Raw genomic sequence first — 26,786 nt, 5'->3', positions numbered from 1 at the left:
TTGCGGGGTGGTCGATGGTTGCCTTTGTTGCTAGAGTGTGGCCACTTGCAGTGGAGTAGCATTATGAAACAAAGAACGCCGGATGATGTGATCGAGTGGGCCTACGAACTTTTTTTGGAAGAGGCCGCCGATCATCTGGCCCCCGAGCAGGTGGTGGACATTACCCTGGAGTTTGAGCTGCGCGGCGCGGTCGAATCGACCATTCCTTCTGCCGACTGGGGTCAAGAGCTCGGTGAACCGGTGGATCTCACCGCTTGGGCTGAAGTGTGGATTGGTCTGCTCGATCATCAGGAAGAGTTCGAGACCATCTATGCCAAATACCTCGTTCCGCTCGCCAGCGATCAACATACCGCCCATGTGCGCTGGTATCGTGCCGAGAGCCAGTAACCATTCTGCACATAGACCAAGGCCCGCTGCTGCGGGCCTTGTCGTTTCTGCTATCAACCGGTCAAGCGCTTGCCACCTGATCGTCGCCGTGACAGCGGCGGCACAGGCAACCGCTAGCGGCGGGATCAAACGGCAGTGGCCTGGTCTGGCTACACCAGCACTGCTCAATGGTGCCGCCAGCACTGACGGTGCAGGTCAAGGGCGCGCCACAACGTGCGCAATGGCCATTGCTGCTGGCGCCACTTATTTCATCCATAATGACCTGCTGGCGCACGGGATCTCGGCTGCCCCAGTTGGCAATCTCGGTCAGGGTACGCCCACAGCCAAGGCAGATCCCGCCCACTGCGCGGCAGGCGCCGATGCAAGGAGATGGCATCAGCCCTCCTGCTCCTCACTGTTGCCTGACTCGTCGGCCACTGGCGCAGCAACCAGACGAATACCGGCATCCTCGATGGCGATACGCCCCTGTTTATAGAGCCCACCGATCGCCTTTTTGAAGGTGCCTTTGCTGATGCCAAACAGTTGATAAATAAGCTCAGGATCGCTCTTGTCACCCACCGCTAACCAGCCATCCTGACGGGCGAGGCGAGCCAGGATCTTGCTGCTGGCATCATCTGCCTTGCCCATGCCCGGCTGGTGCAGGGTCACGTCAATCTTGCCATCCTCACGCACCTGCTTGACCCAGGCACGCAGCGCTTTGCCGGTCTGCAGACGGCCAAAGATCTCGTTTTTGAACAGCATGCCGCCAAAGCGGCCGTTGACCACCACCTTGACGCCGAGCGGCGTGTGATCACCCGGTTGCACCGTGACTTCGTCACCGGCGTTGAACGGGGGGCGGCCACCATCTAAATAACGGTCAATCTTGCTGGTGCCAACCATGCGCCCTTCGTGATCCAGACCGAGGCGAACCAGATAGGTACGCCCGACCTGCATCGGCTTGGCCTGCTCGCGCTCGGGCACAAACAGATCTTTTTTCATGCCCCAATCGAGAAACGCACCGATCTTGTTGGCAGTGACCACTTTAAGGCCGGCAAACTCACCGACCATGGCACGCGGTGTATCGGTAGTGATAAACGGCTCGCAGTCGGCATCCAGATAGAGAAAGACCGATACCTGACTGCCGACAGCGACATCGGCAGGCAGCTGACGACGCGGCAACAGCAGCTCGCCATACTCCTCTCCGGCCGCCAGCCAGGCACCCCGTGGCTCCAGCTCGACCACGGTCAATAGGTTCATTTTGCCAATCTCAATCATCTGTCTCGTTCCGACCACACAAATAGGCGCGCATCATAGCGCAAACGCGGCGTGGCGGCATCGGTCTCGTGCACAGATTTCGTGCACTTGGATGGCGCTGCTCTGGTAATACACCTACTTTTGAGTAGACTTCGCGCCAGTTTGCCTTCCAAGAGGATCTGTCTATGACACCATCCGTTCGCACCCGCCAGCTCAATAGCTGGCTGGCCGTGCACCTGCCCACACTGGGCTACCCTGCCCTGCATGGTTTCCTGTGCGCCCGTTTAACCAGCCCCGAGGCGCCCAACTGGCACCTGCCCCTGGCCGGCCTCTGGCAAGGGGAGTTAGACGAGCGCACCGATGCTGCGCTGCAAAGCCTGATTGCAGAGCTTACCGAGCAGGCTGACACCGGCACGCTTAGCTTGCCCAGCCAGTGCCGTCTGCCGGCCGAAACGCCTGAGTTGGCGTTTGCCGCTGATCAGCCCCTCAGTCAATGGAGTCAGGGATTTGCTTGCGGATTTGCCAACTGGCCGCCGGCGCGCAATCTCAACGACCCGCTCACCATGCAGCGCTTTAGCTTGGCCGCCGAGCTCTGTCTGTTTCGTGACAGCGAGATGGCTCGCATGCTGCATCAGGCGTTGCCCGAGCCGCAGCCATTCGCTGAATTTTTGCGGCGCAGTCGCCATGGCATGAAAAGCGCGCTCAACACCTTGCTGGTGCTTGAGGAGGTGATGGACAGTGCGGACATGCAAAGCGCGTCTGATGAGCCTGCATCCATACAGATTGATGAGGCGCACCTCACGCTCTGGCAGCAGTGGTTTGAAAAAGCCCGTCTGAGCCGACAACCCGCCGCGCAACTGCCCTGGTTTGAGCGCATTATCGCCGACGCCGAGCCCCTGTTTGATGAGCCGCTTTGGCAGCAGCATCAAGGGTATGCCTGGGGTGAGCCAGCCCTGCGCCCACTGCTGGCGGCCCGTGCGGCGCGCGCCGATTGCCTGCGCCAACTCGGGCAATATGCAGCGGCAAGATGTGAATACGAGGCACTGTTAAGCCTGTGTCTGGACGACCCCATGGGTTGCCGCTATCCGCTCTCAAGTCTCTATGCGCTGACTGCGGCATGGGATGATCTCGCTGCGCTGCTTACGCGCTTTGCCGAAGCTTCTAGCTGGCTTTTGTTTAACCGGGTACTGCTGGCCTTTGTGCGTGACGGTGAGCAGGCGGCATCAGCGCTGCTGCCAGCAGCATTAGCGGCCAATCCCCATGTGCGCAGCGCCCTGCTTGGTCAGCGCAAGCTACCCAAACAGGAGCCGGAAGGGTATCTGCCGGCCAGCCGCCAGGAGGCCGACAGTTATGCACTGGCCACCCGTCAGGCCTGGTTGCAGCAATCGGCCCTGATGTGGCTACGCAGCAACGAACACTCTCGCTGATAAAATCGCTAATAGCCTGAGTTAACGACAATATTCGTGATAAGGAACATGGAGCCGCCGGATCAATTGGCGTATTATGCCCCCCGTATCATGAGAAACCGCCCTGCGGGGCGGTTTGCCTGCAGGAGACGTTATGCATAAACCCATCGGCCTGCTCCAGTACTATCCCCCCTACCAGCTGGTTCACGCCGCTGAAATGGTGCGGGAAACGTTCGAGCAGTTTTATCAGCAGCGCTATCAGCTGACGGTTCCCCAGTGGCGCCTCATGATGGTGTTGGGCCCCCACTATCCCATCAGCCAGAAAGATCTGGTCGAAGCCAGCGGCATGGACAAGGTTCGCATTTCGCGCGAAATCCATCGTCTCGGTGAAAAGGGCATGGTCACCACGCAAAGCCACGCGCAGGACAAGCGTATCAATCTGGTTTCTCTTTCCGAAGTGGGCCAAGCCCTGTTTGAAAAGCTCAAGGTCGATATCGCCAGCTGGGAAACCACCCTGAGCCAACACCTGCCCAACGATTCCCGCATCCAGATCAATGAGCAGCTCAAGAGCCTCGACGAGGCGATCGGCAAGCTGCACATTCTGGACAAGGATTAACCAATGGGACTCGAGCGTTTTGCCACCATGGATGTCAACATGCTGCTGAGCATGGTCAACATGCAACTGCGTGACAACTATGACGATCTCGACGATCTGGTCCGTGCCTACGACATCGACCGGGCCGCCCTCGAAGCGCGTCTGGCCGAGGGCGGCTTTCACTACCACAGTGAGCAGCGCCAGTTTCGTTAACTGATTCGATAAAAAGCAAAGAGCCGGCAATCTGCCGGCTCTTTCATGTAAGCATGACGCTGCGACGTTAAGCGCTGGCGCTTAGGCCTGCAGGGCATCAAGTTGGCTGCGTGCTTCTGCCAGACCCTTGGCTTGTGCATCCGGGCCCATGCCCATGCCTTCGGCATAAACGAAGTCAACGGCAGTGATACCGATAAAGCCGAGGAACAGCTTCATGTACGGGGTCACCAGATCGCTGGCTTGGCCGACATGCAGACCACCGCGCGGAGTGATCACGACGGCACGCACGCCTTCAATCAGGCCAACCGGGCCAGTTTCGGTGTACTTGAAGGTCACGCCGGCACGGGCAACCAGGTCAATCCAGTTTTTCAGCTGGGTCGGGATATTGAAGTTGTACATAGGCGCGGCAATCACCACCAGATCGGCGGCCTTGAGCTCGGCAACCAGCTCGTCAGAGAGGGCCACCACTTGCTTGGCGCGATCGCTCAGATTGTCACCGCCACGCAGGGCGCCAGCCAGTTCACCATCCAGCACCGGCAGATTGAGGGTAGCCAGATCACGCACGGTGACGCTGTCCTCTGCGCCTTTGCTCTGGCGGCCGGCCAGGAACACGTCGATCAGGGCGTTAGACTGAGAGTAGCTGCCCAGAATGCTGGACTTGAGAACGAGTACCTTGCTCATGCTGTTTTCCTTTGTCAGCGGTCGGTAAGAACTTGATGAAGCTCACTTTACCCATTGACTCTAGTCCATCACAGCGAAAAAGTTGGCTTAATTCATTCAATAAATTTGAACAAAAAGCACCTTGGAAACCACCAGAACATCAGGTTTTTCCTGGGTGGGGCTTGGAATAGAAAACGATTGCGGCTATTATTCGCCGCACTTTTTTGACCGCCCCGTCGGGGCAAGAGCCATCACGAAACCATGCACAGGCACGCTCCCCTGGCTGGTGCAGTCTGGATGGTGGTGGCCGGCCTCTGTTTTGCCGCCGTCAACAGTCTGAGCCAATACGCCAGCGCCGCTCTGGGATTGCCTTCTACCCAGGTGGCCTTTCACCAATACCTGATTGCCCTGCTCTGCCTGCTGCCCTGGCTGCTGCGCCATGGAATGGCCCGCTCCTTGCGCACCCGCCACCCTTTCCAGCACCTGTTCCGGGTGGCGCTGGCGGTGATCGGTATTCAATTCTGGCTCTGGGCACTGGCCGTGCCCGTCCCGATCTGGCTCGGCATCGCGCTGCTGATGACCTCACCCCTGTTTGCCACTCTGGGCTCGGCGCTGCTGCTCAAAGAGCAGGTCAGTCGCGCCCGCCTGCTGGCAACCCTCGCCGGTTTTGCCGGGGCCATGATCATCCTGGCGCCCTGGAATGATGATTTTACCCTGGCGGCGCTGCTTCCCATCGTGGCCGCGCTGTTTTGGGCTGGGTATTCCTTGATGGTGCGCTATCAGTCGGCCAGCGAATCACCGCACACCATCGTGGTGTATCTGCTGCTGCTCTCGACCCCGTTTAACGCCATGCTGGCCCTGCCCGACTGGCAGTGGCCCACCTTGCCGCAGTGGTGGATGGTGGCGCTGGCCGGGGCACTTGGCGCCGCCGCGCAGATGGCGATTGCCCGAGCCTACAGCGTGGCTGAGGCGTCATTTGTGCAACCTTTTGATTTTGCCAAGCTGCCGCTCAATGTCGCGGCCGGCTGGCTGGTATTTGGCTGGGCGCCGCCCGGTCGCCTGTGGCTGGGTGCCGCCATCATCATGCTGGCGGTCACGCTGCTCACGCGTCTGGAGCAGCGCCGGCCCCGATCACCGTCCTGAGGCACGCTAGCGCGTGCCTTCTTTTTTGTCATGACCGCGTAAAAAGGAGTATGACCATGCTGGGAACTGCAACCCGCCCCTCTGCCACTCGCGCCCTGCTGCTGGGTTCGGGCGAACTGGGCAAAGAGGTCGCTATCGAACTGCAACGCCTCGGCGTTGAAGTGATGGCAGCCGATCGCTACGCCGCCGCACCGGCCATGCAGGTGGCCCACCACAGCACAGTGCTGGATATGCTCGATGGCGCCGCCTTGCGCTCACTGGTCGAGTCATACCGCCCCCACCTGATCATTCCCGAAATTGAAGCGATCGCCACCGACATGCTGCGCGAGCTCGAGCAAGAGGGTCATCGCGTGGTGCCGACCGCCCGTGCTACCCAGCTCACCATGAACCGGGAAGGGATCCGTCGTCTGGCTGCCGAAGATCTGGCGCTGCCCACCTCCCCGTATCGTTTTGCCGCCAGCGAAGCGGAGTTTCAGGAGGCGGTGCATGCGGTCGGTATGCCCTGCGTGGTCAAGCCGGTGATGAGCTCCTCAGGCAAGGGGCAGAGCGTGGTTCGCAGCAGCGCCGATCTGGCCCACGCCTGGCAATATGCCCAAGAGGGCGGCCGCGCCGGTCGCGGCAAGGTGATCGTCGAGGGGTTTATCGATTTTGAGTACGAGATCACCTTGCTGACCGTCAGCGCCGTGGATGGCATCCATTTTTGCGCCCCCATCGGCCATCGCCAAGAAGAGGGTGATTATCGCGAATCCTGGCAACCACAGGTGATGAGTGAACTGGCGCTGGCCCGCTCACGGGATGTAGCCGGCAAGGTGGTGGCAGCCCTCGGCGGTCACGGTCTGTTTGGCGTCGAGCTGTTTGTCAAAGGCGACGAGGTGTGGTTTAGCGAAGTCTCCCCGCGTCCGCACGACACCGGCATGGTCACGCTTATTTCGCAGGACTTGTCGGAATTTGCCCTGCACGTACGCGCCATTCTGGGTCTGCCGGTCGGCCAGATCACCCAATATGGCCCGAGCGCCTCAGCAGTTGTGCTGCGCGATGGCGACAGCAACGATATCGGCTTTGCCGGTGTTGCCGAAGCGCTCTCTTTGGTGCCGGGCGCGCAGCTGCGCCTGTTTGGTAAACCGGAGATCCACGGCCGCCGCCGTCTGGGCGTGGCGCTGGCACGTGGCACTGACACCCGCGAGGCGGTGGACCTGGCCAAGCAGGTGGCCGACCGGGTCGAGGTGAAGGCCTGATTGGGTTTTCACCACAAAGGGCGCTATGATGCGCCCTTCTTTTTTGGCGAACCCCTTCATTTTTGGCAAACGATGGTGCGTTCTTCCTCCGACTTTCCGTTCCTGCGCCCACACGGCGCCGCATTAGGAGACACTATGCTCAAGGCTGTCATTTTCGACATGGATGGCGTGTTACTTGATTCCGAACCGTTCTGGGCACGCGCTCAGATGGCCGTGTTTGGCTCGTTTGGCCGGCCGATGAGCCAGGCCGATTGCGACGAGACCATGGGGCTTCGTATCGATCAGCTGGTGGCGCAGCGCTATCCGGGCCTGATCAATGCACCGGCGCCGGAACAGGTGGTGAATCTGATTGTCGAAGAGGTCAATGCACTGATCCGCGCCGAAGGGGTTGCTAAAGAGGGGCTGGATCACGCGCTGTCACTGATCCGTGATCAGGGCCTGCGCATCGGCCTTGCAACCAGCTCCCCCATGGCCATGGTACACAACGTGCTGGCGACCTTGGGCATTCGCCACCACTTCGAAGCACTGCACTCGGCAGAGGTTGAGCGTTACGGCAAGCCGCACCCGGATGTCTACATCCACGCCGCCCAGAAGATGGGGCTTGAGCCCGATGAGTGTCTGGCCATTGAAGACAGCTTTAACGGCCTGCTGGCAGCCAAGGCGGCGCGCATGAAGGCGCTGATTGTGCCCGATCCGATCCTGCACGGTGATCCGCGACTGGCGATTGCCGACCTGGAGCTGCGCTCACTCGCTGAGCTCACGGCAGATCATCTGCGCTAAACGTGCACCCTCTCCGGTTTTCTCCCGCTATGTGCAGCTAGACTCAATTCAGGGTATGCCACAACCAGTGCCCTGACGGGCGGGAGGAGACCATGATCACCTACACCAGCAAGCGTATCGTCTGCCCCCACTGCGGCCACCACACCATGGTGGAGCTTGATGCCAGCCAGGGGGATCAGGACTTTTACGAAGATTGCATGGCCTGCTGTAACCCCATCCACTTAAGACTGCATCGGGATGAGGAGCGCGACCGGTTGCAACTCTATGTGGATTCTGACGACGAGCAGATCTTCTAACTACGACGGGGCCTGATGGTCCCGTTCTCATTGCGGCATTTAGGCAGGTAATCTTGCCGCCAGCACCCGCTCGACCGTGTCGACTATCGCTTGGGTTTGCGGATCAATCTCAATGTTGGCGCGCCAGCCCGGTTGCACCCAGCCGAGGTTGGTGCGCGCCAGCGTTTCAGGAATAAGGTTGACGCAAAACCGCGTGCCCGCCACGGCGCCGATGGTCAGGCTGATCCCGTCAATCCCGATATAGCCCTTGGTCAGCACGTAGCGCATCAGATCATCACCTAGCTCAAACCAGACCTGGCGGTTGTTGGCGCTATCAATCACCTCGGTGACCTGCGCGGTCGCCATGATATGACCCGACATCTGATGGCCGCCAATCTCGTCACCAATGCGGGCGGCCCGCTCCACGTTGACCTTATCGCCCACATTAAGTACGCCTAAGTTAGTCAGGCGCAAGGTCTCCTGCATCAGATCAAAACTGACCCGCTCGCCACTTATCTCGGTGACCGTCAGGCAGCAGCCGTTATGAGCCACCGACGCCCCCAGGGTCAGTCCCTCACCCCACTCGGGCGACGGCATACGAATCACATGGGTGTGCAGACCCGCTTTGCGCTCGATGGCCACGATCTCGGCCAACCCTTGAACAATACCGGTAAACATTGGTCTCTTTTCTCCACTGGGGGCGCCGCCGGCGCCCGACATGCTGTCCACTCTAAGTCGTTGCAGGCAAAACACAAGTCACGCTGACAAAGCCATGTCGAACCCGTTATAGTGCCTGCCGGTTAAATTGACAGGAGCAGTGCGATGACAGTGTATGAATGTTGCGAAGCGGTCCGCGCCGCTTACAGCCAGATCGGTTCAGGCGATCTTGGCTATATCCCAAACTCTATCGCGGCGTCTGTGCGCGCACTGAATGCCGTGGCAGCCGATGATCGCGTACCGGATGAGCTGCGCCAGCAAGCCGCTTACGCGGCAGCCAACCTGCTGATGAGCGATCATCGTGATGACTAAGCACGGCAACTGAGTTTGCTTTCGGGTCCCAGCCAGCTACACTGGGACCCTCATCTGCCATTCCGGCACCGCTTAACCCCACCTGCTCTTTTCCTGTTATCCATACCATGGAGGTATTCGTGCAACCCTATTGGAGCGAAGCTCGTCATCTTATCCGTCTGGCCGGCCCGATTTTAGTGGCCCAGGTTGCCCAGGTGGCCATGAGCTTCGTCGATACCGTGATGGCCGGTCAGGTCAGTGCACTGGATCTCGCGGCCGTCTCGGTAGCCACCAGCTTTTGGCTGCCCGTGATTTTGCTGGTGCAGGGGCTCATCATGGCGCTGACCCCCATCATCTCCCAGCTCAATGGCGCCCAAAAACGCGGTGACATTCGCCCGGCCGTGCATCAGGGCTTGTGGCTGGCGCTGATGATTATTCCGCTGGGTATGCTGGCGCTCTATGTGAGCCCCCATGCGCTCGCCCTGATGGATGTCGCGCCCGAGCTGGCCGCCAAGACCGCCGGTTTCCTGCATGCGATCATGTGGGGGCTGCCCGCCTTTGCTCTGTTTCAGGTGCTGCGCAACTTCACCGAGGGGCTCTCTTTTACCATTCCAACCATGGTGATCGGCTTTGTCGGCCTGGCGGTGAATGTGCCGGCGAACACCATCTTTATTCACGGTCTATTTGGCATGCCCAAACTCGGCGGTGTGGGCTGCGGCGTGGCCTCTGCCATCGTGCTATGGGCCGAGCTGGTGGTGATGGTCTTGTACCTTCGCCGCTCGCGCCGCTTTGCGCCGTTTGCGCTCTTCTCGCAGCTGGCCCTGCCCAATGGCAGCCGGATCTGGCGGATCTTCCGCCTCGGCTTTCCCATTGCCATGGCCATCTTCTGCGAAGTGACCCTCTTTACCGTGGTGGCGATTTTGTTGGCACCATTTGGTGCCGAAATTGTCGCCAGCCATCAAGTGGCGCTCAATTTCTCCAGTCTGGTGTTTATGCTGCCCCTCTCCATTGGCGTGGCGGTGACCATCCGGGTTGGCCATAACCTGGGTGAAGGAGCGCCGCAGCATGCGCGACTGTCGGCCAAAACCGGTCTGGCGCTGGGCATGAGCGCTGCGGCCATGACGGCGATATTCACTGTGCTGCTGCGCTCGCACATCGCCGATATCTACACTGACGACCCCACCGTATTGAGGCTGGCGGCCGCCTTGCTACTGCTCGCGGCGATCTACCAGATCTCCGATTCGGTGCAGGTGGTCGCTGCCGCAGCGCTGCGCGGTTACAAAGACACCAAAGCCATCTTCTATATCACGCTGGTGGCCTACTGGGGTCTCGGGTTACCGACCGGTGTCACGCTGGGGATGACCGATCTTATCGTGCCGCACATGGGGCCACAGGGATTCTGGACCGGGTTTATCGTCGGATTGACCTCGGCGGCCCTGATGCTGGGTCTGCGCCTGACTCGCGTTTCACGCCAACACCTGCTCCCTGACGGGTATACCGAGGCGGTGCGCCCGTAAAATCAACAGGCTGCGCAATAACTCGGCAAACGATCAAGGAACTGGGCAGTGCCGGTTGACAGGGTTGGGGGGCATGGGTAGTATGCCGCCTCGTCGGTGACGACAGATGGGTTTATAGCTCAGTTGGTTAGAGCACTACCTTGACATGGTAGGGGTCGTTGGTTCGAGTCCAATTAAACCCACCATCACTGCCAAACAATCGGAAATGCGTCCTTAGCTCAGTTGGTTAGAGCACCACCTTGACATGGTGGGGGTCGGTGGTTCGAGTCCACTAGGACGCACCATCCGGTTGGCAAAACAAGAATGCGCCCTTAGCTCAGTTGGTTAGAGCATCACCTTGACATGGTGGGGGTCGGTGGTTCGAGTCCACTAGGGCGCACCATTTTTGCGTTGCACATGATGTCGGTTATGCGTCCTTAGCTCAGTTGGTTAGAGCACCACCTTGACATGGTGGGGGTCGGTGGTTCGAGTCCACTAGGACGCACCATGACAGCACGCGGTGATGAGCCAGGTAATACCGAATACCAAACAGATCTTGCGCCCTTAGCTCAGTTGGTTAGAGCATCACCTTGACATGGTGGGGGTCGGTGGTTCGAGTCCACTAGGGCGCACCAAATTCTGAGAATCCCGCTCACCGAGCGGGATTTTTGTTTTTACGCTGTTATCGACTGCCCTGTCTTTATCTACCCTACCCTCGCTCAATACACCCCGACCGGCGCAGGTAGCGCTAGCGTAGAGAGGCAATGAGCCTGCCCATCACCCACCTGCCACAGTTGCAGGGCATGTTCCCCTTGCGCCGCCACCAGCACTCGGCTCCCGACAAAGCGGGCATCACGCGGAGTTCGGCCGCAGGAAAAATCAAAGGCATGTTGCAGCAAGCCACTTGGGGCATCGCGCGCCAGCATCACGCAGCGATCCTCACCGCGCAGGGTAATGAGCAAGGTGCGCTCATCAGAGCTTAACCGGCACGCCGCCGCGCTACATTCACCATCCTCACCAGCGCCTCGTAGCGGCAGGGTTTGCAGCAAGCTAAGCGAGGCGTCCTGCCGGCGATAGACCTGCACGGCATTGCTTATCTCACAGAGCAGATACACAAAGCGCCCGTCGCCGCTTTGTGCAAACAGGCGTGGGCCGCAGACGTCAGGCAGCGACAACATTGCGAGAGGCTCAAGTCTCTTGGCGCCGAGACGGTAGATCACTATCTCATCAGTCCCCAGATCGGCTGACAGTGCATGGCGACCATCCGTGGTCGCCACCAGATGGTGTGAATGGGGCGATTGCTGGCGTGGATCGCGGCTTCTGGCCCGATAAGCATGTTGGTGCAGGTCGCGGATAGTGATCATCCCACCACTATCAACTGTGATCAACGCATCCACGCCATCGCGAAACGAGCTGGCCAGCACCGCTTCCCCGGCGGGCTCAAAACCAGAGAAAAAGGCCGGCACCGGGTGTCGCTCCACGGACTGCCACTGTCCATGTCGCTGCGTGTACACCTCGATCAGCGCTTGCCCGCTCACCTCATCCAGCAGCGCCAACCAACGCACATCCTCGATCGCCAGCATGGCACCCGGCTTGGCCTGCAAAGGCAACCACTGGAGCAAAGTCAGGCTCTCTGGCCCCACCTGCACACGGGCCACTCCCCGCCCCTGACCCTGCCCATCGCCGTAGCAGGTCACCCACACCTCATCGGTTATCGCCATCATGGGTGCGTGTTGTTATCTGCAGGAAAGACAATCCCGGCGACGCGGCGCCCTTGCTCAAGCACCTCTGCCACCAGCAGTGCGAGATCCAGCCAGGCATCAGCCTGTGACCAGTTTTGCTCGGCCAGACAGTCTCGAAACGCGGCGAACTCATACACCATGTGGTTGGTCTCTGGCGGCACATCGCACTGCACTGACTGTCCGGCCAGCACGCCGTGCGCTTTACCACACACATTGGGCGTGTCGTCGATGCAAAGCCACCCCTTGGTGCCTTGCAGCGTGGTCTTGCCGGGACTCGCGGAATCCTTGGCGCCTGAACACACCGCCACCTGCCCGGGATAACCCAGAGTCAGCACACCCGAGGTATCGATGCCGTTAAACCCCTTGTTGCACTGGTAGCTGACGCTATCGGGTCGGCCAAGCAATGCACAGGTCAGATAGACGTTATAGAGATTGATGTCATAAAGCGCGCCGCCAGAGCTGGCCGGATCAAACGCCGCATGCACCTTGCCAGCCTGATAATCATCAAAACGGCTTGAATATTGGGAGTAGTTACTAAGCATCAGTGTCTGCTGGCCCAACTTGGGCTGATGCGCCTTCAACCAGGCAAACACCGGGGTGTGGATAGAGGTGATCGCCTCAAACAGCATGCAGCGCTGCTGGCGTGCCAGCGCGGCCAACGCCCGTGCCTCGGTCAGGTTGGAAGTAAGCGGTTTTTCGCAAATCACGTGCTTGCCAGCACGCAGCGCCGCCTTGGCATAGTCAAAATGCAGGTGATTGGGCACCCCCAGATAGACCACCTCTACCTCACTGTCAGCCAGCAAGGCGGCATAGTCGGTATACACCCGCTCGATGCCATATTGCGTGGCCAACTGCTCGCCCTTGGCGCGGCTGGGTTCACGTACGCAAAGTGCAGCCAAATCTATTCCATCAAGACGGCGCAGGGCATCGAGTGCCGACAGCACAATCTTGCCTGCACCCACCAGTGCCATTTTCATCTTGTACTCCTTCATGTTCATACGGTTAGGCAACCACCTGTAAATCAATGTCATGCTGCTCTAACAGCGCCAGAATATTGGCCGGCGGCGCGGCGTCGGTGATCAGGCAGTCGATATCCTGCCAACCACAGCTCTGATAGACAAAACGCTGATTAAACTTGCTCCGCTCACAAACACAGATGCGATAGGCCGCTTGTCGCGCCATCGCCAGTTTGACGCCCGCTTCGAGCTCTTTTTCGCACGAGAGCCCCTGCGCACTTAAACCCGGCACCCCGATAAAGGCCTTGTCGGCCTGATAGCCTGCCAGCTGCTGCAATGCCTCACGGCTGTAGATAGCACGATTGAAGGGATCAAACTCGCCACCGAGCATGATGCGGCGAAGATCGCTGTGGCCACTTAAGGCATAGAGAATATCGACGGAGTTGGTCACCACCGTGGCCGGAACTATCAGGGCCTTGGCCAGAGCCTCCAGGGTCGTACCGGTATCGAGCAGCACCACATCGGAAGGCTGAATCATGGACGCAGCCCGCTTAGCCAAGCGGGCCTTGACGGCGTCCACGCTGCGCTCGCGGTAGGGAATGCCCGGTTGATGCTCGCGCTGGCGCATGGCCCCACCGCGAATGCGCGTGATGCCGGGCAGCTGGGCCAGCTTGACCAGATCGCGGCGCGCCGAATCATAAGAGATGCCATAACGCTGGCAGATCAGCTCCTGAGTGACCTTGCCCTCTTTGGCAATCCACTCGGAAAGCTCTACAAGTCGCTCTTCCTGGGTCATTATTTACCTCACAATCACTTACGTGTTTATAAGTGATCATGTTTTTTAATGCAACCAAGATGCGAAAACCTGTTTATTGGCGAAGATGACCGCTGTTGACCATCTGCCCTTCAACCCGCTGCTGTGCAAGCTCAAGCGCTTGATCCACCGTCAACCGTCCCATCAGCACGTCGGCGACCAGATAGCCAACCCCGTTGCCGAAAGCGGCATATTCGGGGATCCCGACAAACTGAACACCGGAATAGGGCAATCCAACGGGCCGCCCAACGTTAGCCTGCTCCAGCGCATCTTCAACCACCTCGGCAAAGGGCGCTTGGGCGTGATAGGCAGGATCGGCATAGACTGAGCGGCGAATACCCGGCGGCACGGCTGCCCAACCTTGCTGCTTAACCACTTCACGTACGTAAGCACGGGATGTCGCCCAGCGGATAAAGCGTTGCGCCGCCTCGCCGTGCCGCGTATAAGCGGGCACGGCCATGGCCCATGACCAGTTCCAGCTGGAGGGAAGCGTGGCTCGCGGGGCGGCAACCATGCCGGTACGGCTGCTCACCTGCGAGACACTCTTGTCATACAGGGTGCCAGCGGCCACCGTGGCATCCACCCAGATGGCGCAGTGGCCGTCGGCAAACAGCTTGAGATTTTCCACATAGCCCAGCGTCTGCGGCTCGGGCGGACCAAACTGCCCCAACAGCTCGATATAAGTACGCAGCACCGTGCGCCAGGGGGCCGTTTTAAGGGTGGGATGCCACTTGTCATCAAACCAGCGACCACCGTGGGCATGCACCCAGGAGGTGATCAGCGCCATGTTGATGCCCCACCCCGGCTGGCCACGCAGGCAGATGCCATATTGCTGCTGCTCGGGATGGTGCAACTACTCGGCCAGGCGGCGCAGATCGGCAAAATCCGGTTTAGGTGGCATCACCAGCCCGGCGTTGGTGAAGAGATCACGCCGGTAGTAAGTCGCAATGCCTTCGGAATAAAACGGCAGTGCATAGAGGTGTTTTTCCAGCGACAAGCTTTGCACAATCGCGGGGAAGAGATCGCCCGGCTCATAGTCGGCCGGCAGGCTATCAAAGGGGAGCAACCAGCCGCGTGAGGCCCAGATCGGCGTTTCGTAGTTACCAATGGTCACCACATCGAAGCGCCCTTCGCCGAGTGCCAGTTCAGCCAGCACGCGCCGGCGCAACGTGCTTTCATCAAACACCCGCCACTCCAGCTCGATATCCGGATGCTGGCGTTCAAACTCCGCCGAGAGGCTTCTGAGCATCAGCATCTCGGGATTATTCACGCTGGCGATAACCAGATGGTGCTTGCTGCCCTGCTCGGTGTGGCGCGGTAACAGACCAAAACGGGCACGGATCTCGGTCAGAGTGCCATCGGCCTGTAGCATCGCCAGCCCCTTGTTAAACGCCCGTAGCAGGGTGGCCGTGCGCTCCCCTTGCAGTGAAAACGCCAGATGAAACGAATGCCGCGCCAACAAGGGATGGCGAAACACCAGCTTGCCAATGTATTCGGGACGTTGCTCGGCCATCAAATCGGCTGCGGTGTATTGATCAATCTGCACATACTCAAGGCGTTGATAGTAGAGCTTGTCGAGATTTTGCAGATCGTGATTTGCCGGGCTGACCACAATATCTCCGCTCTCCGCCATCCCCGGCAACACGTAACCACCACGCACCACCCCAATCCGGCTGCCGGATAGCTCGCGCCACAATCGGGCCCACTCCGGCATGGCACCACTGGCATCGCCAGCGTGCTCGTCGGCCAGAGCCAGCAAGCCAATCACATCACCCGGAAAGGGATCTGAGTAAACCACCCCTTCCGCCTCGTTAAGATAAACCGGCGCGATGGCATCAACCCGGCTGTTTTGCACCAGAAGGCGGGCCCGGGCCAGCGGATAGAACTGCAAGTCCACGTCATACCCCACCCGGGCAAAGGCTGATTTTGCGACCTCAAATACATAGCCCTGATCGGGTAAATGAGGGCCAATATAGGGCTCGCGCGAACTGCTAACCAGGCGCGCAACGTCAGCTGCACCGGCTATCCCACAGCCGAGCAACCCTCCAAGCAGTAGTACGCCCCAGACTCGTCTCATCGCACTCTCCTCCATCCTTGGAGGAGTATAGCCAGCGCCGAAAGACACCATGCTAGACCGACAACGCCGGGTGACAGCACACGGCAGACTTGATGAATTTTTTCTGATTATTCAGTCAGTGCCTTCACCATATGGGGGATTGGTCAGAGCGTGATCCAGGTCGCATTATCAAAACGGTCAGGGTCATCCCGTTCGCGCCATGACCCGCTTTTCGTCGTCTCCCTGCATCGCTCGCCGCGCCTCTCTGGTCTTTCCTCCCACGCGACGAGTCGAGGGTAACAACGCATCAGGAGGATGAGTGTGACTGCTGAAAATTACCTCGAAATGCATCGTGACCGCTGGTTCCAGTTGGTCGATAACTTGCTGGAGCCCGCGGGTATTCGCCTTAATGGCGCCCATTGCATGGATATCCAGGTGAGAAACCCGCTGTTTTGCAAACGTGTGTTGCAGCAAGGGTCGCTTGGCTTGGGGGAAAGTTATATGGAGGGTTGGTGGGACTGTGCACGCCTCGACCAACTCTTTGAGCGAGTGTTACGTGCCGGACTCGATCGCCAGTTGCCAGCTCGCGTCGGCGATCTGCTCTCTGTGCTGGCCGTGCGCCTCTTCAATCCCCAGAGCCGACGCCGCGCCTGGCAAGTGGGTGAAGTTCACTACGATCTTGGCAATGATCTCTTCAGCCTGATGCTCGATAGCCACATGCAATACTCCTGCGGCTATTGGGCCAAGGCCACCACGCTTGAGCAAGCGCAGCAGGACAAGCTGCGACTGATCTGTGAAAAGCTACAACTGCGATCAGGTCAGCGTTTGCTCGATATCGGCTGCGGCTGGGGCGGCCTTGCCGAATATGCCGCCCGCCACTACGGCGTTTCGGTGGTCGGTATAACCATCTCACGCGAACAGCAGCAGATGGCCCAAGCACGCTGTCGCGATCTGCCAGTGGAGATCCGGCTACAAGATTACCGCGACCTTAATGAGCCCTTTGATGCCATTGTCTCGGTCGGCATGTTTGAGCACGTGGGGCCAAAGAACTATCCGCACTATTTTGCGATGGTTGCACGCTGCTTGCGCGGTGATGGCTTGTTCCTGCTGCACTCCATCGGCTCAAACCGCTCCGATCTCAAGGTCGATCCCTGGATCAACCGCTATATATTTCCCAATGGTTGCCTCCCCTCGGCAGCCCAAATCACTCGCGCTATCGAAGGCGAGTTTGTGCTGGAAGACTGGCACAACTTCGGCGCCGATTACGACCGCACCCTGATGGCTTGGCTGGCGCGCTTCCAACAGAGCTGGCCACGACTTAACGATCACTACCCGCCTCGTTTCTATCGGATGTTCAGCTACTACCTTGCCTGCTGCGCTGGCGCATTTCGCGCCCGCGACATCCAGTTATGGCAGCTGTTGCTCAGCCCGCGTGGTGTGGCGGGTGGCATCCGGGTTCCCCGTTGATCGTGGATGGGAGAAAAACGATGAATCAAACCGCACTGATTGTGGAGGGAGGCGCCATGCGCGGCATCTTTGCCTCCGGTGTGCTCGATGCCTTTCTTGAGAGCCGCCATAACCCGTTTGATCTGGTTATCGGCGTCTCGGCGGGCGCCGCCAACCTGCTCGGTTACCTTAGCCAGCAGCGCCGGCGCAGTTATCACATCATTACTGAGCTTGCGAGCAGCGGCCGCTTCTTTGATCCACTGCGCTTTGTACGTGGTGGCGATCTGGTGGACGTAGGCTGGCTGTGGCAGGCGAGCTTCGAGCGCTATCCGCTCGATTGGGACGTGTTTGATCGCTTCTCGGGCGAGTTTTGCGTCGTCGCCACCGAGGTGGCCAGCGGCGAGCCACGCTATATCACTGTCACGCCCGACAACCTGTTACTGGCCATGCAGGCCACCAGCGCCATGCCACTGGTCCAGCACACCACGCCGGTCATTAATGACGAGATCCTGGCCGATGGAGGGATCAGCGACTCGATTCCAGTGATAGAAGCCTACCGCCGTGGTGCGCGCCATCTGACGGTGATCCTCTCCGAGCCGTGGGGATATCGCCTCAAGGCGCCGCGCTTTTCCTGGTTGCTCAAACAGATGCTCACCACCGAGCCCGCGCTCGCTTGCGCCCTGCTGCGCCGCGAGCAGTGCTATAACCAGGCACTCGATTTTATTGCCCACCCGCCAGCGGATTGCCACATCGAGCTGATTGCACCGCCGGCTGACTTTGCCGTCGCGCGCTTTACCCGGGACCGCCATCGGCTCGAGACCGGCTATCTGCAAGGCTACTGGCGTGGGCGGCAGGCGCTGCTGGGCGACACGCCGTTATACAGCGCCCATCCCGTCCACTTGGCACCAGCCTGATCAGGGTAAAACGGGCCAGGAGCACAAGGCCGGTAACTCGGCCGCCAGCAGATCGACGCAGGCTCGCAGCCGCGCCGAGGTATCCAGCCGGCGGGTATAGACCGCATAGATATCCGCCGGTTGGCTAAATTCAGGTAACACCTGGCGCAGTGCGCCGCTGGCCAGCTCGCGCTGCACATTCCAAAGGGATCGCAGCATGATGCCGTGCCCATCCAGACACCATTGGCGGGCGACGTCGCCGTTATTGGTACTCATCCATGCCCTTGGTTGCAGGCGATAGACCTCACGACCACTGGCCAGATGCCAATGCCCGTCACTCTGATCCCGCTCGCGAATACCGATGCAGCGATGCTGGCGCAGCTCATCGAGCCGGGTCGGCGTTCCCGCACGGGCCAGATAGGAGGGCGCGGCGCACAAGATGCGTCGATTGCTGGCCAGGCGGCGGGCGATCAGATCCGGCGCCGGCTCACCGCCGACCAGTAATTCCAGATCGAATCCTTCCGACACCAGATCCACCGGTCGATCCAGCAGCTCAAGTTCAATGTCGAGCAAGGGATAGCGGCTGACCAAATGTGACAGCACCGGCGCCACGCAGCGCGTGCCAAATCCGGTGCTGGTGGTGATGCGCAGCCGTCCGGCCGGCACCTGCTGCTCACGGTTAAGTTCCCCTTGCAGCTGCGCCATGTCCGATAACAGCGACTGCGCCCAGCGCAAGGTGATCTCCCCTTCTCGGGTCAGGCTGACTTGTCGGGCCGAGCGCAGCAACAGCCGGGTGCCGAGCGTCTCTTCGAGCAGGGCAATGCGCTTGCTGACATAGGCCGGCGAGACCGCCAGCTGCTGGGCAGCCAATTTGAATCCCCCGCAGTGGGCAACACAGGTGAAGACGCGCAGATCCTTAAAGGGAGGCAGATGATTCACAATACGTGTTCCTTATATCCACAAATCAGGCATTTATACACGAATAGTAAATCATCTAGGCTGCAGGGACTACACACGTTCACAAGGAGCGAGCACAATGAAAACCCTGCGCATTGCAGTGATCCCGGGCGATGGTATCGGTAAAGAGGTGATCCCGGCCGGGATTGTGGTGCTCGAGGCGGCGGGGCGCCGTCACGGCGTACAGTTTGAGTGGCACTGGTTTGACTGGTCGTGCGAAACCTACCACAAGACCGGGCGGATGATGCCGGAAGATGGTCTGGAGCAACTGCGCGGCTTTGATGCCATTTATCTGGGCGCCGTTGGCTATCCCGGCGTGCCCGATCATATTTCCCTGTGGGGCTTGCTGCTGCCGATCCGCCGCCAGTTCGAGCAGTATGTCAACTTGCGTCCGGTGCGCCTGTTTGCCGGTGTGCCCTGCCCGCTGGCCGGCAAACGGCCGGGAGATATCGATTTTTACGTGGTCCGTGAAAATGTCGAAGGGGAGTACTCCACCATTGGCGGCATGCTCTATGAAGGCACTGATAATGAGCTGGTGATGCAGCAGAGCGTCTTTACCCGCCGCGGCACCGACCGAATTTTGCGTTACGCCTTCGAGCTAGCCCAGCGCCGTCCCAAGCGCCATCTGACCTCGGCCACCAAATCCAACGGCATCTACCACTCCATGCCCTACTGGGACAAGCGGGTTGCAGCAATGGCCAGCCACTATCCCGACGTCGCCGTGGATCAGTTCCACATCGACATTCTGACCGCCCACTTTGTGCGTAAACCCGAGCACTTCGACGTGGTGGTTGGCTCCAACCTGTTTGGCGACATTCTCTCGGACTTGGGGCCAGCCTGCACCGGCACCATAGCCATTGCCCCGTCGGCCAACATCAATCCCGAGCGCACCTTCCCTTCCATGTTTGAGCCGGTGCATGGCTCGGCACCCGACATTGCCGGTAAGGGGATCGCCAATCCGCTCGGAACCATCTGGGCTGGCGCGATGATGGTGCAGCACTTAGGCGAGCCGGCGATGCACGACACCATCCTCGCCGCCATGGAGCAAGTGTTAGCGCACGGTGAGGTGCTGACCCCGGACATGGGAGGAAAGGCGTCAACCCAGACGCTTGCCGACGCGGTGGCGGCCTTGGTCGCGCTCTAATTTTCCCAGACACACGGGCAAGGCAGGGAACATCGCGCCCTGCTTTGCTCAGGCTGACAGTGACGGAAAATGCTGCTGGCAGTAACGAGTGATGAAATCGACGCAGACCCGCAGCTTGACCGAGCTATAGAGCGGCACCTGATAAACCGCCCAGACATTGGCACTTTGCGCATAATCGGGCAGCACCCGGCATAGCCGGCCCGATTCGAGCAGCGGTGCGACGTCCCACTCCGAGCGCAGCAAAATGCCCTTCTCTTCCAGTGCCCAGCGCAGCAGCAACTCACCGCTGTTCGAAGAGAGATGGCCAGCCACCTTGACCGTGCGCTTTCCCTGTGGCCCCTCTAGCGTCCAGACTCCGAGGGTCTGATCCCGCTCCCGGCTGACCAGACACTCGTGCTCGGCCAAGGCTTGTAGCGTCTGCGGCATACCACGCTGCGCCAGATAGGCGGGCGCTGCGCAAAGGATGCGATGGTTCTGCATCACCCGCCTGGCAATATAGTGATCGGGAATATCATCGTTAATCCGGATATCCAGATCGATATTATCTCGCACCAAATCAATCTGCCGATCAAATAATTCGAAGTGAATTTTAAGATCCGGATAGATATTCATCAACTCGGTAATCGCCGGAGCAATACAGTGACGAGCAAAACCAAAACTGCAACCAATTCTTATTTGGCCTGCAGGGCTTTCATGTAATTGGTGCAAATCATCAAGCAGTGACTGACAAGCGCCAAGAATATCCTGTGAACGCTCGTAACAGAGCTGCCCATTCTCGGTGAGCACCACCCCACGCGGCGAACGGTGCAGCAATTTTGTCCCGAGTGACTGCTCAAGTTGCTGGATTCGTTTGGTCACAAACGCCGGCGTCTGCCCGAGCTGCTCGGCAGCGGCGCACAGGCTGCCACACTTAACAACGGCTTGAAATACCAAAAGATCTTTTGGCAATGGGTACTGCGTGAGCGTCATCCTGGACCACCATATCCATCACAAAGCAGGCCTGCTTTTAGCCCGCACACCCCGAGCATGATAACGAATTGCTTCTGCGCAAACTGTGGATTGGCGCAATAAACCAAGAGGTAATAACACATCGAGATGTCAACTCACGCTATCTATGCAACATTTTAATTATCGTAAAGATGGCAAACAAGAACAGCTATCAAATACACAGTTTGTTAAGTCCCACTTAACGCATACCCCTTAGGGGTAGTTAAAATAAACGTGATAGGTTTCTGTTCGAATATTTCATGACTCTTCTGCTGGCAATAATCGCAGAGAGCATATTACAAACGGAGCCTGTTCCATGAAGCCAGATCACCCGAGCGATGCCGAAATACGGCTTACCCAGATTGTTGCCAACTTTACCGACATGATCGCCAAACGCCTGCCAGATGACGTGGTCGACAAGCTAGCCGCCCTGCGCGATGCCGAAACCAGCAAGATGGGCAACATCATCTATCACACCATGTTTGATAACCTGGCCAAGGCCATTGAACTCGACCGGCCAGCTTGTCAGGACACCGGCGAGATCATGTTTTTCGTCAAGGTGGGCGCCTGTTTTCCCTATCTGGGAGAGCTTCGCTCTATCCTGACTGCCGCCGTGCAGCAAGCCACCCGGCAGGCGCCCCTGCGCCACAATGCGGTTGAGATTTTCGATGAGATCAATACCGGCACCAACACCGGCAGCGGTGTGCCTTGGATCACCTGGGACATCATACCCGATGACGACAGCGCCGAGATTGAGGTCTACATGGCCGGTGGTGGCTGCACCCTGCCCGGCCGCGCCAAGGTGCTGATGCCCTCGGAAGGCTACGAAGAGGTGGTGCGCTTCGTGTTTGAAAACATCTCCACCCTCGGGGTCAATGCCTGCCCGCCGGTACTGGTTGGGGTGGGGATCGCCACCTCGGTCGAAACGGCTGCCGTCCTGTCACGCAAGGCCATCCTGCGCCCCATCGGCTCTCGTCACCCCAATCCGAAAGCGGCCGAATTGGAGCTACGCCTCGAAGAGGGGCTCAACCGACTGGGGATCGGCCCGCAGGGGCTGACCGGTAACAGCTCGGTGATGGGCGTTCACATCGAATCGGCAGCCCGTCACCCCTCCACCATTGGCGTGGCCGTCTCGACCGGCTGCTGGGCCCACCGTCGTGGCACCTTGCGGGTAAACGCCGATCTGACTTTCGACTCTCTTTCCCATACCCGGAGCTGATTATGAAACGCGTACTAACCACCCCCATCCAGCCTGAAGAGATCACCGATCTGCGGGTAGGCGATGTGATCTATCTAAGCGGAACCTTAGTAACCTGCCGGGATGTCTGCCACCGCCGTGCCATTGAGCTAAAGCGCGAGCTGCCGGTAGACCTGCGCGGCAAGGCAATTTTTCACGCCGGCCCCATCGTGCGCAAAGTCGGCGAGCAGTGGGAAATGGTCTCCATCGGCCCGACCACCAGCATGCGAATGGAGTCGTTTGAGAAAGAATTTATCGCCCAAACCGGTGTGCGCATCATCGTCGGCAAAGGTGGCATGGGCCCCAATACCGAGGCCGGTTGCCGCGAACACAAGGCACTGCACGTCATCTTTCCGGCCGGCTGCGCCGTGGTGGCGGCCACTCAGGTCGAAGAGATTGAAGAGGTGCACTGGACCGAGCTTGGGATGCCCGAATCTTTGTGGGTCTGCCGGGTCAAGGAGTTCGGCCCGCTGATCGTCTCTATCGACACGGAGGGCAATAACCTGATCGCCCACAACAAGGCCCTGTTTGCCGAGCGCCGCGATGCCATTGTCGCCGAGATCTGCGAACACGTGCACTACATCAAATAACCGTTCGGGGAGCTGGTCTCCCCGCTCTTTTTTGCAAGGACGTTCATCATGACAGAGAGTATTGCTCTGCGATGGCGGCTGCTAGCTCCACTAGCCGTTGCCCTGTTCATCCTGCTGTTACCCACACCGCAAGGACTGGAGCCCCATGCCTGGCACTATGTGGCGGTGTTTATCGGCGTAATGGTCGGCTTGGTACTCGAGCCGCTACCCGGCGCCGTGGTCGCCATGGTGGGCATTGCGATCATTACAGTGCTGGCCCCCTGGCTGCTCTTCTCTCCCGAGCAGTTGGCAGCCCCCGGCTTTAAATCCACCTCGGCAGCACTCACCTGGGCTGTGTCCGGTTTTTCCAACTCGGTGATTTGGCTCATTTTTGCCGCCTTTATGTTTGGTACCGGTTATGAGAAAAGCGGGCTTGGTAAGCGCATCGCCCTGCTGCTGGTGCGCAAGATGGGCCACCGCACGCTGTTTCTTGGCTACGCCATCATGCTCTCCGAGCTTTGTCTGGCACCGGTCACTCCGTCCAACTCGGCGCGTGGAGCCGGGATTATCTACCCGATCATCCGTAACCTGCCGCCGCTTTACGACTCCCATCCCAACAGCCCGAGCGCCCGCCATATCGGCTCTTACATCATGTGGATGGGGATCACCGCCGACTGCGTGACCAGCGCCATCTTCTTAACCGCCATGGCGCCGAACCTGCTGCTGATTGGCCTGATGAAAAGTGCAGCGCACACCACGCTCAGCTGGGGTGATTGGTTCCTGGGCATGTTGCCGTTGAGCCTGCTGCTGATATTGCTGGTGCCCTATCTGACCTACCTCTTCTATCCGCCGACCATCCGGCAGGGTAATCAGGTGTGTGTCTGGGCAAGCGAGCAGCTGAAGGCTATGGGCCCGTTGAGCGGGCGCGAGATCAAGATGATTGTCCTGATGATCCTGGCGCTGCTGCTTTGGATCTTCGGTGGCAAGCTCATCGATGCCGCCACCGTGGGCTATGCCGTGGTGGCCCTGATGCTGCTTGGCAAGGTGATCTGCTGGGACGACATCATCAGCAACAAGAGCGCCTGGAATGTCTTTTTCTGGCTCGCGTCGCTGATTGCATTGGCCACAGGCCTTAACCAAAACGGCTTTATCCAATGGTTTGGCACCGGATTGGCTGGTCATCTGGCCGGATTGTCCCCCACCTGGGTCATGGTGGCGCTCATCACTACCTTCTATTTGCTGCGTTATTTCTTTGCCAGTGCCACCGCCTATACCTCGGCGCTAGCGCCCATGATGATCGCAACCGCGCTGGTGATCCCGGGCCTGCCGCTGCCGGCATTTTGTCTGATGCTAGGCGCCGCCATTGGTCTGGGCAGTATCGTGACGCCCTACGCCACCGGTCCAAGCCCCATCTACTACGGCAGTGGTTATCTGCCGACCGCCGATTACTGGCGACTCGGCGCCCTGTTTGGCGCGCTGTTTCTGGTGCTACTGCTGGCCACCGGCCTGCTTTGGATGCCGCTGGTGCTTGGCTGATCCTGCCGTGTTTCCCGCAGGGTGACATGTCCATGATGGCGCCCTGCACACGAGGATATGACAGCTTGCACTCTCCTTTTCGCCCACGGATGTGGGCGTTTTTTTTGATCGAGCGATCGGTTTTATTCTGATCTCCCGTCATGTGCTGCGTGCCTGTGACTAGGCAACTCATTGCCCTTTGCCATATACTGTATTTATATACAGTTACCGGTAAATGCTAACCCATGACCACCGCCGCCTCCTTATTCGCTCCGTTGTTTGAGTCACGTATTCCCTGCGGCTTTCCTTCGCCAGCGCAGGATCACCTGGTCAAGCCGCTCGATCTTAACAACCTGTGCGTGCGCCATCCCGCGGCCACTTATTTTGTGCGGGTACAAGGAGACAGCATGGTGGGCGCCGGTATCCATGATGGCGATCTGCTGGTCGTCGATCGTTCCCTGACGGCCCGCCACGGCGACGTGGTGATCGCCTGCCTGCAGGGGGAATTTACCGTCAAACGCCTGCAGCTCTCTCCTGCGCCTGCGCTGCTGCCAGACAACCCGGCCTATCCGGCGCTGCCGCTTGATGAAGGGAGCGAGCTCGATCTGCAAGGAGTGGTGACCTTTGTCGTGCATGCCGTTCGCTAACACTCGTCAAGGATCTGCCATCGCGCTGGTGGACGTGAATAACTTCTATGCCAGCTGCGAGCGGCTGTTTCGCCCAGACCTTACTGGGCGCCCGTTGGTGGTGCTCTCCAACAATGATGGCTGCGTGGTATCACGTAGCCCCGAGGCCAAAGCGCTCGGCATCAAGATGGCGGTGCCGTTTTATCAGATAAAAGAAGAATTTGAAGCCTGTGGCGGGGTCTGGTTCAGCTCCAATTACACCCTCTACGGCGATATGTCACGCCGAGTCATGACACTCCTTGAGCAGAGCGCACCGGAGGTGGAGATCTACTCCATCGATGAGGCCTTTATTCATCTCGAAGAGCGCTGGGCCGGCAATCTGCTCAGCTATGGCCAGCAACTTCGCGCCCGTATCAAGCAGTGGACTGGTCTGAGCGTCGGCATTGGCATTGCCCCGACCAAGACCTTGGCCAAACTGGCCAATCACGCGGCCAAACGCTGGCCGGCGACTGGCGGCGTGGTGGATTTAACGGCGCAGGAGCGATGTCAGCGGCTGATGAGTATCACGCCGGTAGAGGAGATTTGGGGCATTGGCCGGCGCTTGTCACGCAAGCTACACGATGAGGGCATCACCCTGGCATCGGATCTGCTCACCCGCGCCCCCTCGTATTGGCGCAGCCGTTATGGCGTCACCTTGGAGCGGATTGTACGCGAGCTCTCGGGTCTGCCCTGCCTGCAACTTGAGATGCCCGCTGCGCGCCAGCAAGTGTTGTGCAGCCGCTCGTTTGGTCAGCCCGTTACCTCGCCCGAGCTGCTTAATCAGGCGATGGCGACCTTTATCGAGCGGGCGGCCGAAAAACTGCGCGAGCAGCAGCTTTGTGCCCGTCATCTGACCCTGTTTGTGCGCGGTAATCCGTTTCGGGAGCCCGATGCGCCCGCCGCACAGATTGCCCTGAACCTGCCCACGCCAACTGATGATACGGCCGCGCTACTTGCCGCTGCACGCCCCTTACTGACTCATTTATGGCATGCCGATGTTCGCTATCAGAAAGGGGGCGTCATGCTCACCGATCTGGTGGCGCGTAACCAGTGCCAGCCCGATCTGTTTACAGCCCCAGTTTCAGCTAGGCGCCACGCGCTGATGGATACCCTTGATGCTATCCGCCAACAAGGCATGGGAGAGATCCATTTTGCCGCGCAAGGGCTCAAACCCCAGGAGTGGATGATGCGCCAGGAGCAGCGCAGTCCCTGCTACACCACCTCGTTTGCCGATCTGCCGGTGGTCAACGCGAAGTAAGTTCGCAAGAATAATGGCTGCACATCACTAGTGAGATGGCATAGAAGAGCAAAAAAGAGACAAAAAAACACGCCCTCCGAAGAGGGCGCGTGACCTAGCCTAATCCGTTTAAAGCA

27 protein-coding genes, 5 tRNA genes and 1 pseudogene are annotated in these 26,786 nt (G+C 59.2%); 23 read left to right on the top strand and 10 right to left on the bottom strand.

From position 1 onward, the window contains the following. Window positions 1-63: 63 nt before the first annotated feature. Window positions 64-387 carry an HI1450 family dsDNA-mimic protein gene (locus BW958_RS09505; protein WP_076575496.1) on the top strand — a complete coding sequence of 108 codons (324 nt, stop codon included), beginning with the start codon at window positions 64-66 and terminating at the stop codon, window positions 385-387. Window positions 388-448: 61 nt separating this feature from the next. Here the strand turns inward: BW958_RS09505 and BW958_RS09500 are convergent, their stop codons facing one another. Further along, a complete protein-coding gene (locus BW958_RS09500) occupies window positions 449-763 on the bottom strand; it encodes a DUF1289 domain-containing protein (protein ID WP_076575495.1) in 315 nt (104 codons plus the stop codon). Then, a complete protein-coding gene (locus BW958_RS09495) occupies window positions 763-1,641 on the bottom strand; it encodes a CvfB family protein (RefSeq protein ID WP_076575494.1) in 879 nt (292 codons plus the stop codon). Before BW958_RS09495 ends, BW958_RS09500 begins: the two co-directional genes overlap by 1 nt. 164 nt (window positions 1,642-1,805) lie before the next feature. Between BW958_RS09495 and BW958_RS09490 the strand changes: the two genes are divergently transcribed. From BW958_RS09490 to BW958_RS09480, 3 genes are all read left to right on the top strand, one after another. Further along, entirely contained in the window at window positions 1,806-3,047 is a 1,242-nt protein-coding gene (locus tag BW958_RS09490; RefSeq protein WP_076575493.1) for a UPF0149 family protein, read from the top strand. Window positions 3,048-3,180: 133 nt separating this feature from the next. Then, window positions 3,181-3,642: a MarR family winged helix-turn-helix transcriptional regulator gene (locus tag BW958_RS09485; RefSeq protein WP_076575492.1), complete on the top strand. Its 462-nt coding sequence runs from the start codon at window positions 3,181-3,183 to the stop codon at window positions 3,640-3,642. Between the two features lie 3 nt (window positions 3,643-3,645). Beyond that, window positions 3,646-3,834: a DUF4250 domain-containing protein gene (locus BW958_RS09480; RefSeq protein WP_076575491.1), complete on the top strand. Its 189-nt coding sequence runs from the start codon at window positions 3,646-3,648 to the stop codon at window positions 3,832-3,834. A gap of 81 nt (window positions 3,835-3,915) precedes the next feature. Here BW958_RS09480 and BW958_RS09475 read toward each other — a convergent pair whose 3' ends face one another. Then, complete coding sequence (locus BW958_RS09475) at window positions 3,916-4,515, bottom strand: FMN-dependent NADH-azoreductase (protein ID WP_076575490.1); 600 nt, start codon at window positions 4,513-4,515, stop codon at window positions 3,916-3,918. Window positions 4,516-4,755: 240 nt separating this feature from the next. Here BW958_RS09475 and BW958_RS09470 point away from each other — a divergent pair, with 240 nt between their 5' ends. The 4 genes from BW958_RS09470 to BW958_RS09455 all read left to right on the top strand — a co-directional run bounded on the left by BW958_RS09470 (window position 4,756) and on the right by BW958_RS09455 (window position 7,948). Then, window positions 4,756-5,637 (top strand): DMT family transporter, encoded by an 882-nt coding sequence (locus BW958_RS09470; RefSeq protein ID WP_076575489.1) that lies wholly within the window; start codon window positions 4,756-4,758, stop codon window positions 5,635-5,637. A gap of 56 nt (window positions 5,638-5,693) precedes the next feature. Further along, the gene (gene purT / locus BW958_RS09465; protein ID WP_076575488.1) at window positions 5,694-6,872 is read left to right on the top strand and encodes a formate-dependent phosphoribosylglycinamide formyltransferase; all 1,179 of its coding nucleotides are present in this window, start codon (window positions 5,694-5,696) and stop codon (window positions 6,870-6,872) included. Window positions 6,873-7,007: 135 nt separating this feature from the next. Beyond that, window positions 7,008-7,652: a hexitol phosphatase HxpB gene (hxpB, locus tag BW958_RS09460; RefSeq protein ID WP_076575487.1), complete on the top strand. Its 645-nt coding sequence runs from the start codon at window positions 7,008-7,010 to the stop codon at window positions 7,650-7,652. A gap of 92 nt (window positions 7,653-7,744) precedes the next feature. Continuing rightward, the gene (locus BW958_RS09455; protein WP_076575486.1) at window positions 7,745-7,948 is read left to right on the top strand and encodes a CPXCG motif-containing cysteine-rich protein; all 204 of its coding nucleotides are present in this window, start codon (window positions 7,745-7,747) and stop codon (window positions 7,946-7,948) included. A gap of 39 nt (window positions 7,949-7,987) precedes the next feature. Here BW958_RS09455 and BW958_RS09450 read toward each other — a convergent pair whose 3' ends face one another. Further along, on the bottom strand, window positions 7,988-8,605 hold the full coding sequence (locus BW958_RS09450; RefSeq protein ID WP_076575485.1) for a riboflavin synthase subunit alpha: 618 nt from the start codon (window positions 8,603-8,605) through the stop codon (window positions 7,988-7,990). Window positions 8,606-8,749: 144 nt separating this feature from the next. On the opposite strand from BW958_RS09450, the gene BW958_RS09445 reads away from it, so the two are divergent. The 7 genes from BW958_RS09445 to BW958_RS09415 all read left to right on the top strand — a co-directional run bounded on the left by BW958_RS09445 (window position 8,750) and on the right by BW958_RS09415 (window position 11,066). Continuing rightward, the gene (locus tag BW958_RS09445) at window positions 8,750-8,956 is read left to right on the top strand and encodes a YaeP family protein (RefSeq protein ID WP_076575484.1); all 207 of its coding nucleotides are present in this window, start codon (window positions 8,750-8,752) and stop codon (window positions 8,954-8,956) included. Between the two features lie 119 nt (window positions 8,957-9,075). Further along, the gene (locus BW958_RS09440; protein ID WP_076575483.1) at window positions 9,076-10,452 is read left to right on the top strand and encodes an MATE family efflux transporter; all 1,377 of its coding nucleotides are present in this window, start codon (window positions 9,076-9,078) and stop codon (window positions 10,450-10,452) included. A gap of 108 nt (window positions 10,453-10,560) precedes the next feature. After that, window positions 10,561-10,637, top strand: a tRNA-Val gene (locus BW958_RS09435). Window positions 10,638-10,659: 22 nt separating this feature from the next. Further along, window positions 10,660-10,736: transfer RNA gene (locus tag BW958_RS09430), tRNA-Val, on the top strand. A gap of 21 nt (window positions 10,737-10,757) precedes the next feature. Continuing rightward, a tRNA-Val gene (locus tag BW958_RS09425) sits at window positions 10,758-10,834 on the top strand. Between the two features lie 28 nt (window positions 10,835-10,862). After that, window positions 10,863-10,939 (top strand) — tRNA-Val (locus BW958_RS09420). 50 nt (window positions 10,940-10,989) lie between these two features. After that, a tRNA-Val gene (locus BW958_RS09415) sits at window positions 10,990-11,066 on the top strand. Window positions 11,067-11,150: 84 nt separating this feature from the next. On the opposite strand, the gene BW958_RS09410 is transcribed toward BW958_RS09415, so the two are convergent. The 4 genes and pseudogenes from BW958_RS09410 to BW958_RS20650 all read right to left on the bottom strand — a co-directional run bounded on the left by BW958_RS09410 (window position 11,151) and on the right by BW958_RS20650 (window position 15,576). Further along, on the bottom strand, window positions 11,151-12,155 hold the full coding sequence (locus BW958_RS09410; RefSeq protein WP_076575482.1) for a lactonase family protein: 1,005 nt from the start codon (window positions 12,153-12,155) through the stop codon (window positions 11,151-11,153). After that, entirely contained in the window at window positions 12,152-13,150 is a 999-nt protein-coding gene (locus tag BW958_RS09405) for a Gfo/Idh/MocA family protein (RefSeq protein WP_076575481.1), read from the bottom strand. The genes BW958_RS09410 and BW958_RS09405 overlap by 4 nt, the downstream gene beginning before the upstream one ends. A gap of 25 nt (window positions 13,151-13,175) precedes the next feature. Next, complete coding sequence (locus BW958_RS09400; protein WP_076575480.1) at window positions 13,176-13,925, bottom strand: DeoR/GlpR family DNA-binding transcription regulator; 750 nt, start codon at window positions 13,923-13,925, stop codon at window positions 13,176-13,178. 73 nt (window positions 13,926-13,998) lie between these two features. Beyond that, window positions 13,999-15,576 (bottom strand): annotated as a pseudogene (locus BW958_RS20650) (extracellular solute-binding protein). 744 nt (window positions 15,577-16,320) lie between these two features. On the opposite strand from BW958_RS20650, the gene cfa reads away from it, so the two are divergent. Then, window positions 16,321-17,466 carry a cyclopropane fatty acyl phospholipid synthase gene (cfa, locus tag BW958_RS09390; RefSeq protein ID WP_218641754.1) on the top strand — a complete coding sequence of 382 codons (1,146 nt, stop codon included), beginning with the start codon at window positions 16,321-16,323 and terminating at the stop codon, window positions 17,464-17,466. A 20-nt stretch (window positions 17,467-17,486) separates the two neighbouring features. Then, complete coding sequence (locus tag BW958_RS09385) at window positions 17,487-18,359, top strand: patatin-like phospholipase family protein (RefSeq protein ID WP_076575478.1); 873 nt, start codon at window positions 17,487-17,489, stop codon at window positions 18,357-18,359. On the opposite strand, the gene BW958_RS09380 is transcribed toward BW958_RS09385, so the two are convergent. Next, window positions 18,360-19,277: a LysR family transcriptional regulator gene (locus BW958_RS09380; protein ID WP_076575477.1), complete on the bottom strand. Its 918-nt coding sequence runs from the start codon at window positions 19,275-19,277 to the stop codon at window positions 18,360-18,362. It lies immediately after the preceding gene. Window positions 19,278-19,374: 97 nt separating this feature from the next. Here BW958_RS09380 and BW958_RS09375 point away from each other — a divergent pair, with 97 nt between their 5' ends. After that, a complete protein-coding gene (locus BW958_RS09375; RefSeq protein WP_076575476.1) occupies window positions 19,375-20,439 on the top strand; it encodes a tartrate dehydrogenase in 1,065 nt (354 codons plus the stop codon). Window positions 20,440-20,487: 48 nt separating this feature from the next. On the opposite strand, the gene BW958_RS09370 is transcribed toward BW958_RS09375, so the two are convergent. Further along, window positions 20,488-21,408, bottom strand: a complete 921-nt coding sequence (locus tag BW958_RS09370; RefSeq protein ID WP_076575475.1) for an L-tartrate utilization transcriptional activator TtdR — start codon at window positions 21,406-21,408, stop codon at window positions 20,488-20,490. Window positions 21,409-21,742: 334 nt separating this feature from the next. On the opposite strand from BW958_RS09370, the gene ttdA reads away from it, so the two are divergent. From ttdA to umuC, 5 genes are all read left to right on the top strand, one after another. Next, the gene (gene ttdA, locus BW958_RS09365) at window positions 21,743-22,645 is read left to right on the top strand and encodes a L(+)-tartrate dehydratase subunit alpha (RefSeq protein WP_076575474.1); all 903 of its coding nucleotides are present in this window, start codon (window positions 21,743-21,745) and stop codon (window positions 22,643-22,645) included. A 2-nt stretch (window positions 22,646-22,647) separates the two neighbouring features. Then, the gene (ttdB, locus tag BW958_RS09360; RefSeq protein ID WP_076575473.1) at window positions 22,648-23,253 is read left to right on the top strand and encodes a L(+)-tartrate dehydratase subunit beta; all 606 of its coding nucleotides are present in this window, start codon (window positions 22,648-22,650) and stop codon (window positions 23,251-23,253) included. 48 nt (window positions 23,254-23,301) lie between these two features. Then, a complete protein-coding gene (locus tag BW958_RS09355; protein WP_076575472.1) occupies window positions 23,302-24,768 on the top strand; it encodes an anion permease in 1,467 nt (488 codons plus the stop codon). Between the two features lie 224 nt (window positions 24,769-24,992). Continuing rightward, window positions 24,993-25,394 (top strand): translesion error-prone DNA polymerase V autoproteolytic subunit, encoded by a 402-nt coding sequence (umuD, locus tag BW958_RS09350; RefSeq protein WP_076575471.1) that lies wholly within the window; start codon window positions 24,993-24,995, stop codon window positions 25,392-25,394. Then, window positions 25,381-26,670: a translesion error-prone DNA polymerase V subunit UmuC gene (gene umuC / locus BW958_RS09345; RefSeq protein ID WP_076575470.1), complete on the top strand. Its 1,290-nt coding sequence runs from the start codon at window positions 25,381-25,383 to the stop codon at window positions 26,668-26,670. Before umuD ends, umuC begins: the two co-directional genes overlap by 14 nt. Window positions 26,671-26,786 lie beyond the last annotated feature (116 nt).

The organism is Aeromonas sp. RU39B (assembly GCF_900156095.1).
Lineage (GTDB): Bacteria > Pseudomonadota > Gammaproteobacteria > Enterobacterales > Aeromonadaceae > Aeromonas.
Note: the sequence above shows the minus strand (reverse complement) of the source record. Positions and strands in the feature narration are given on the sequence as shown.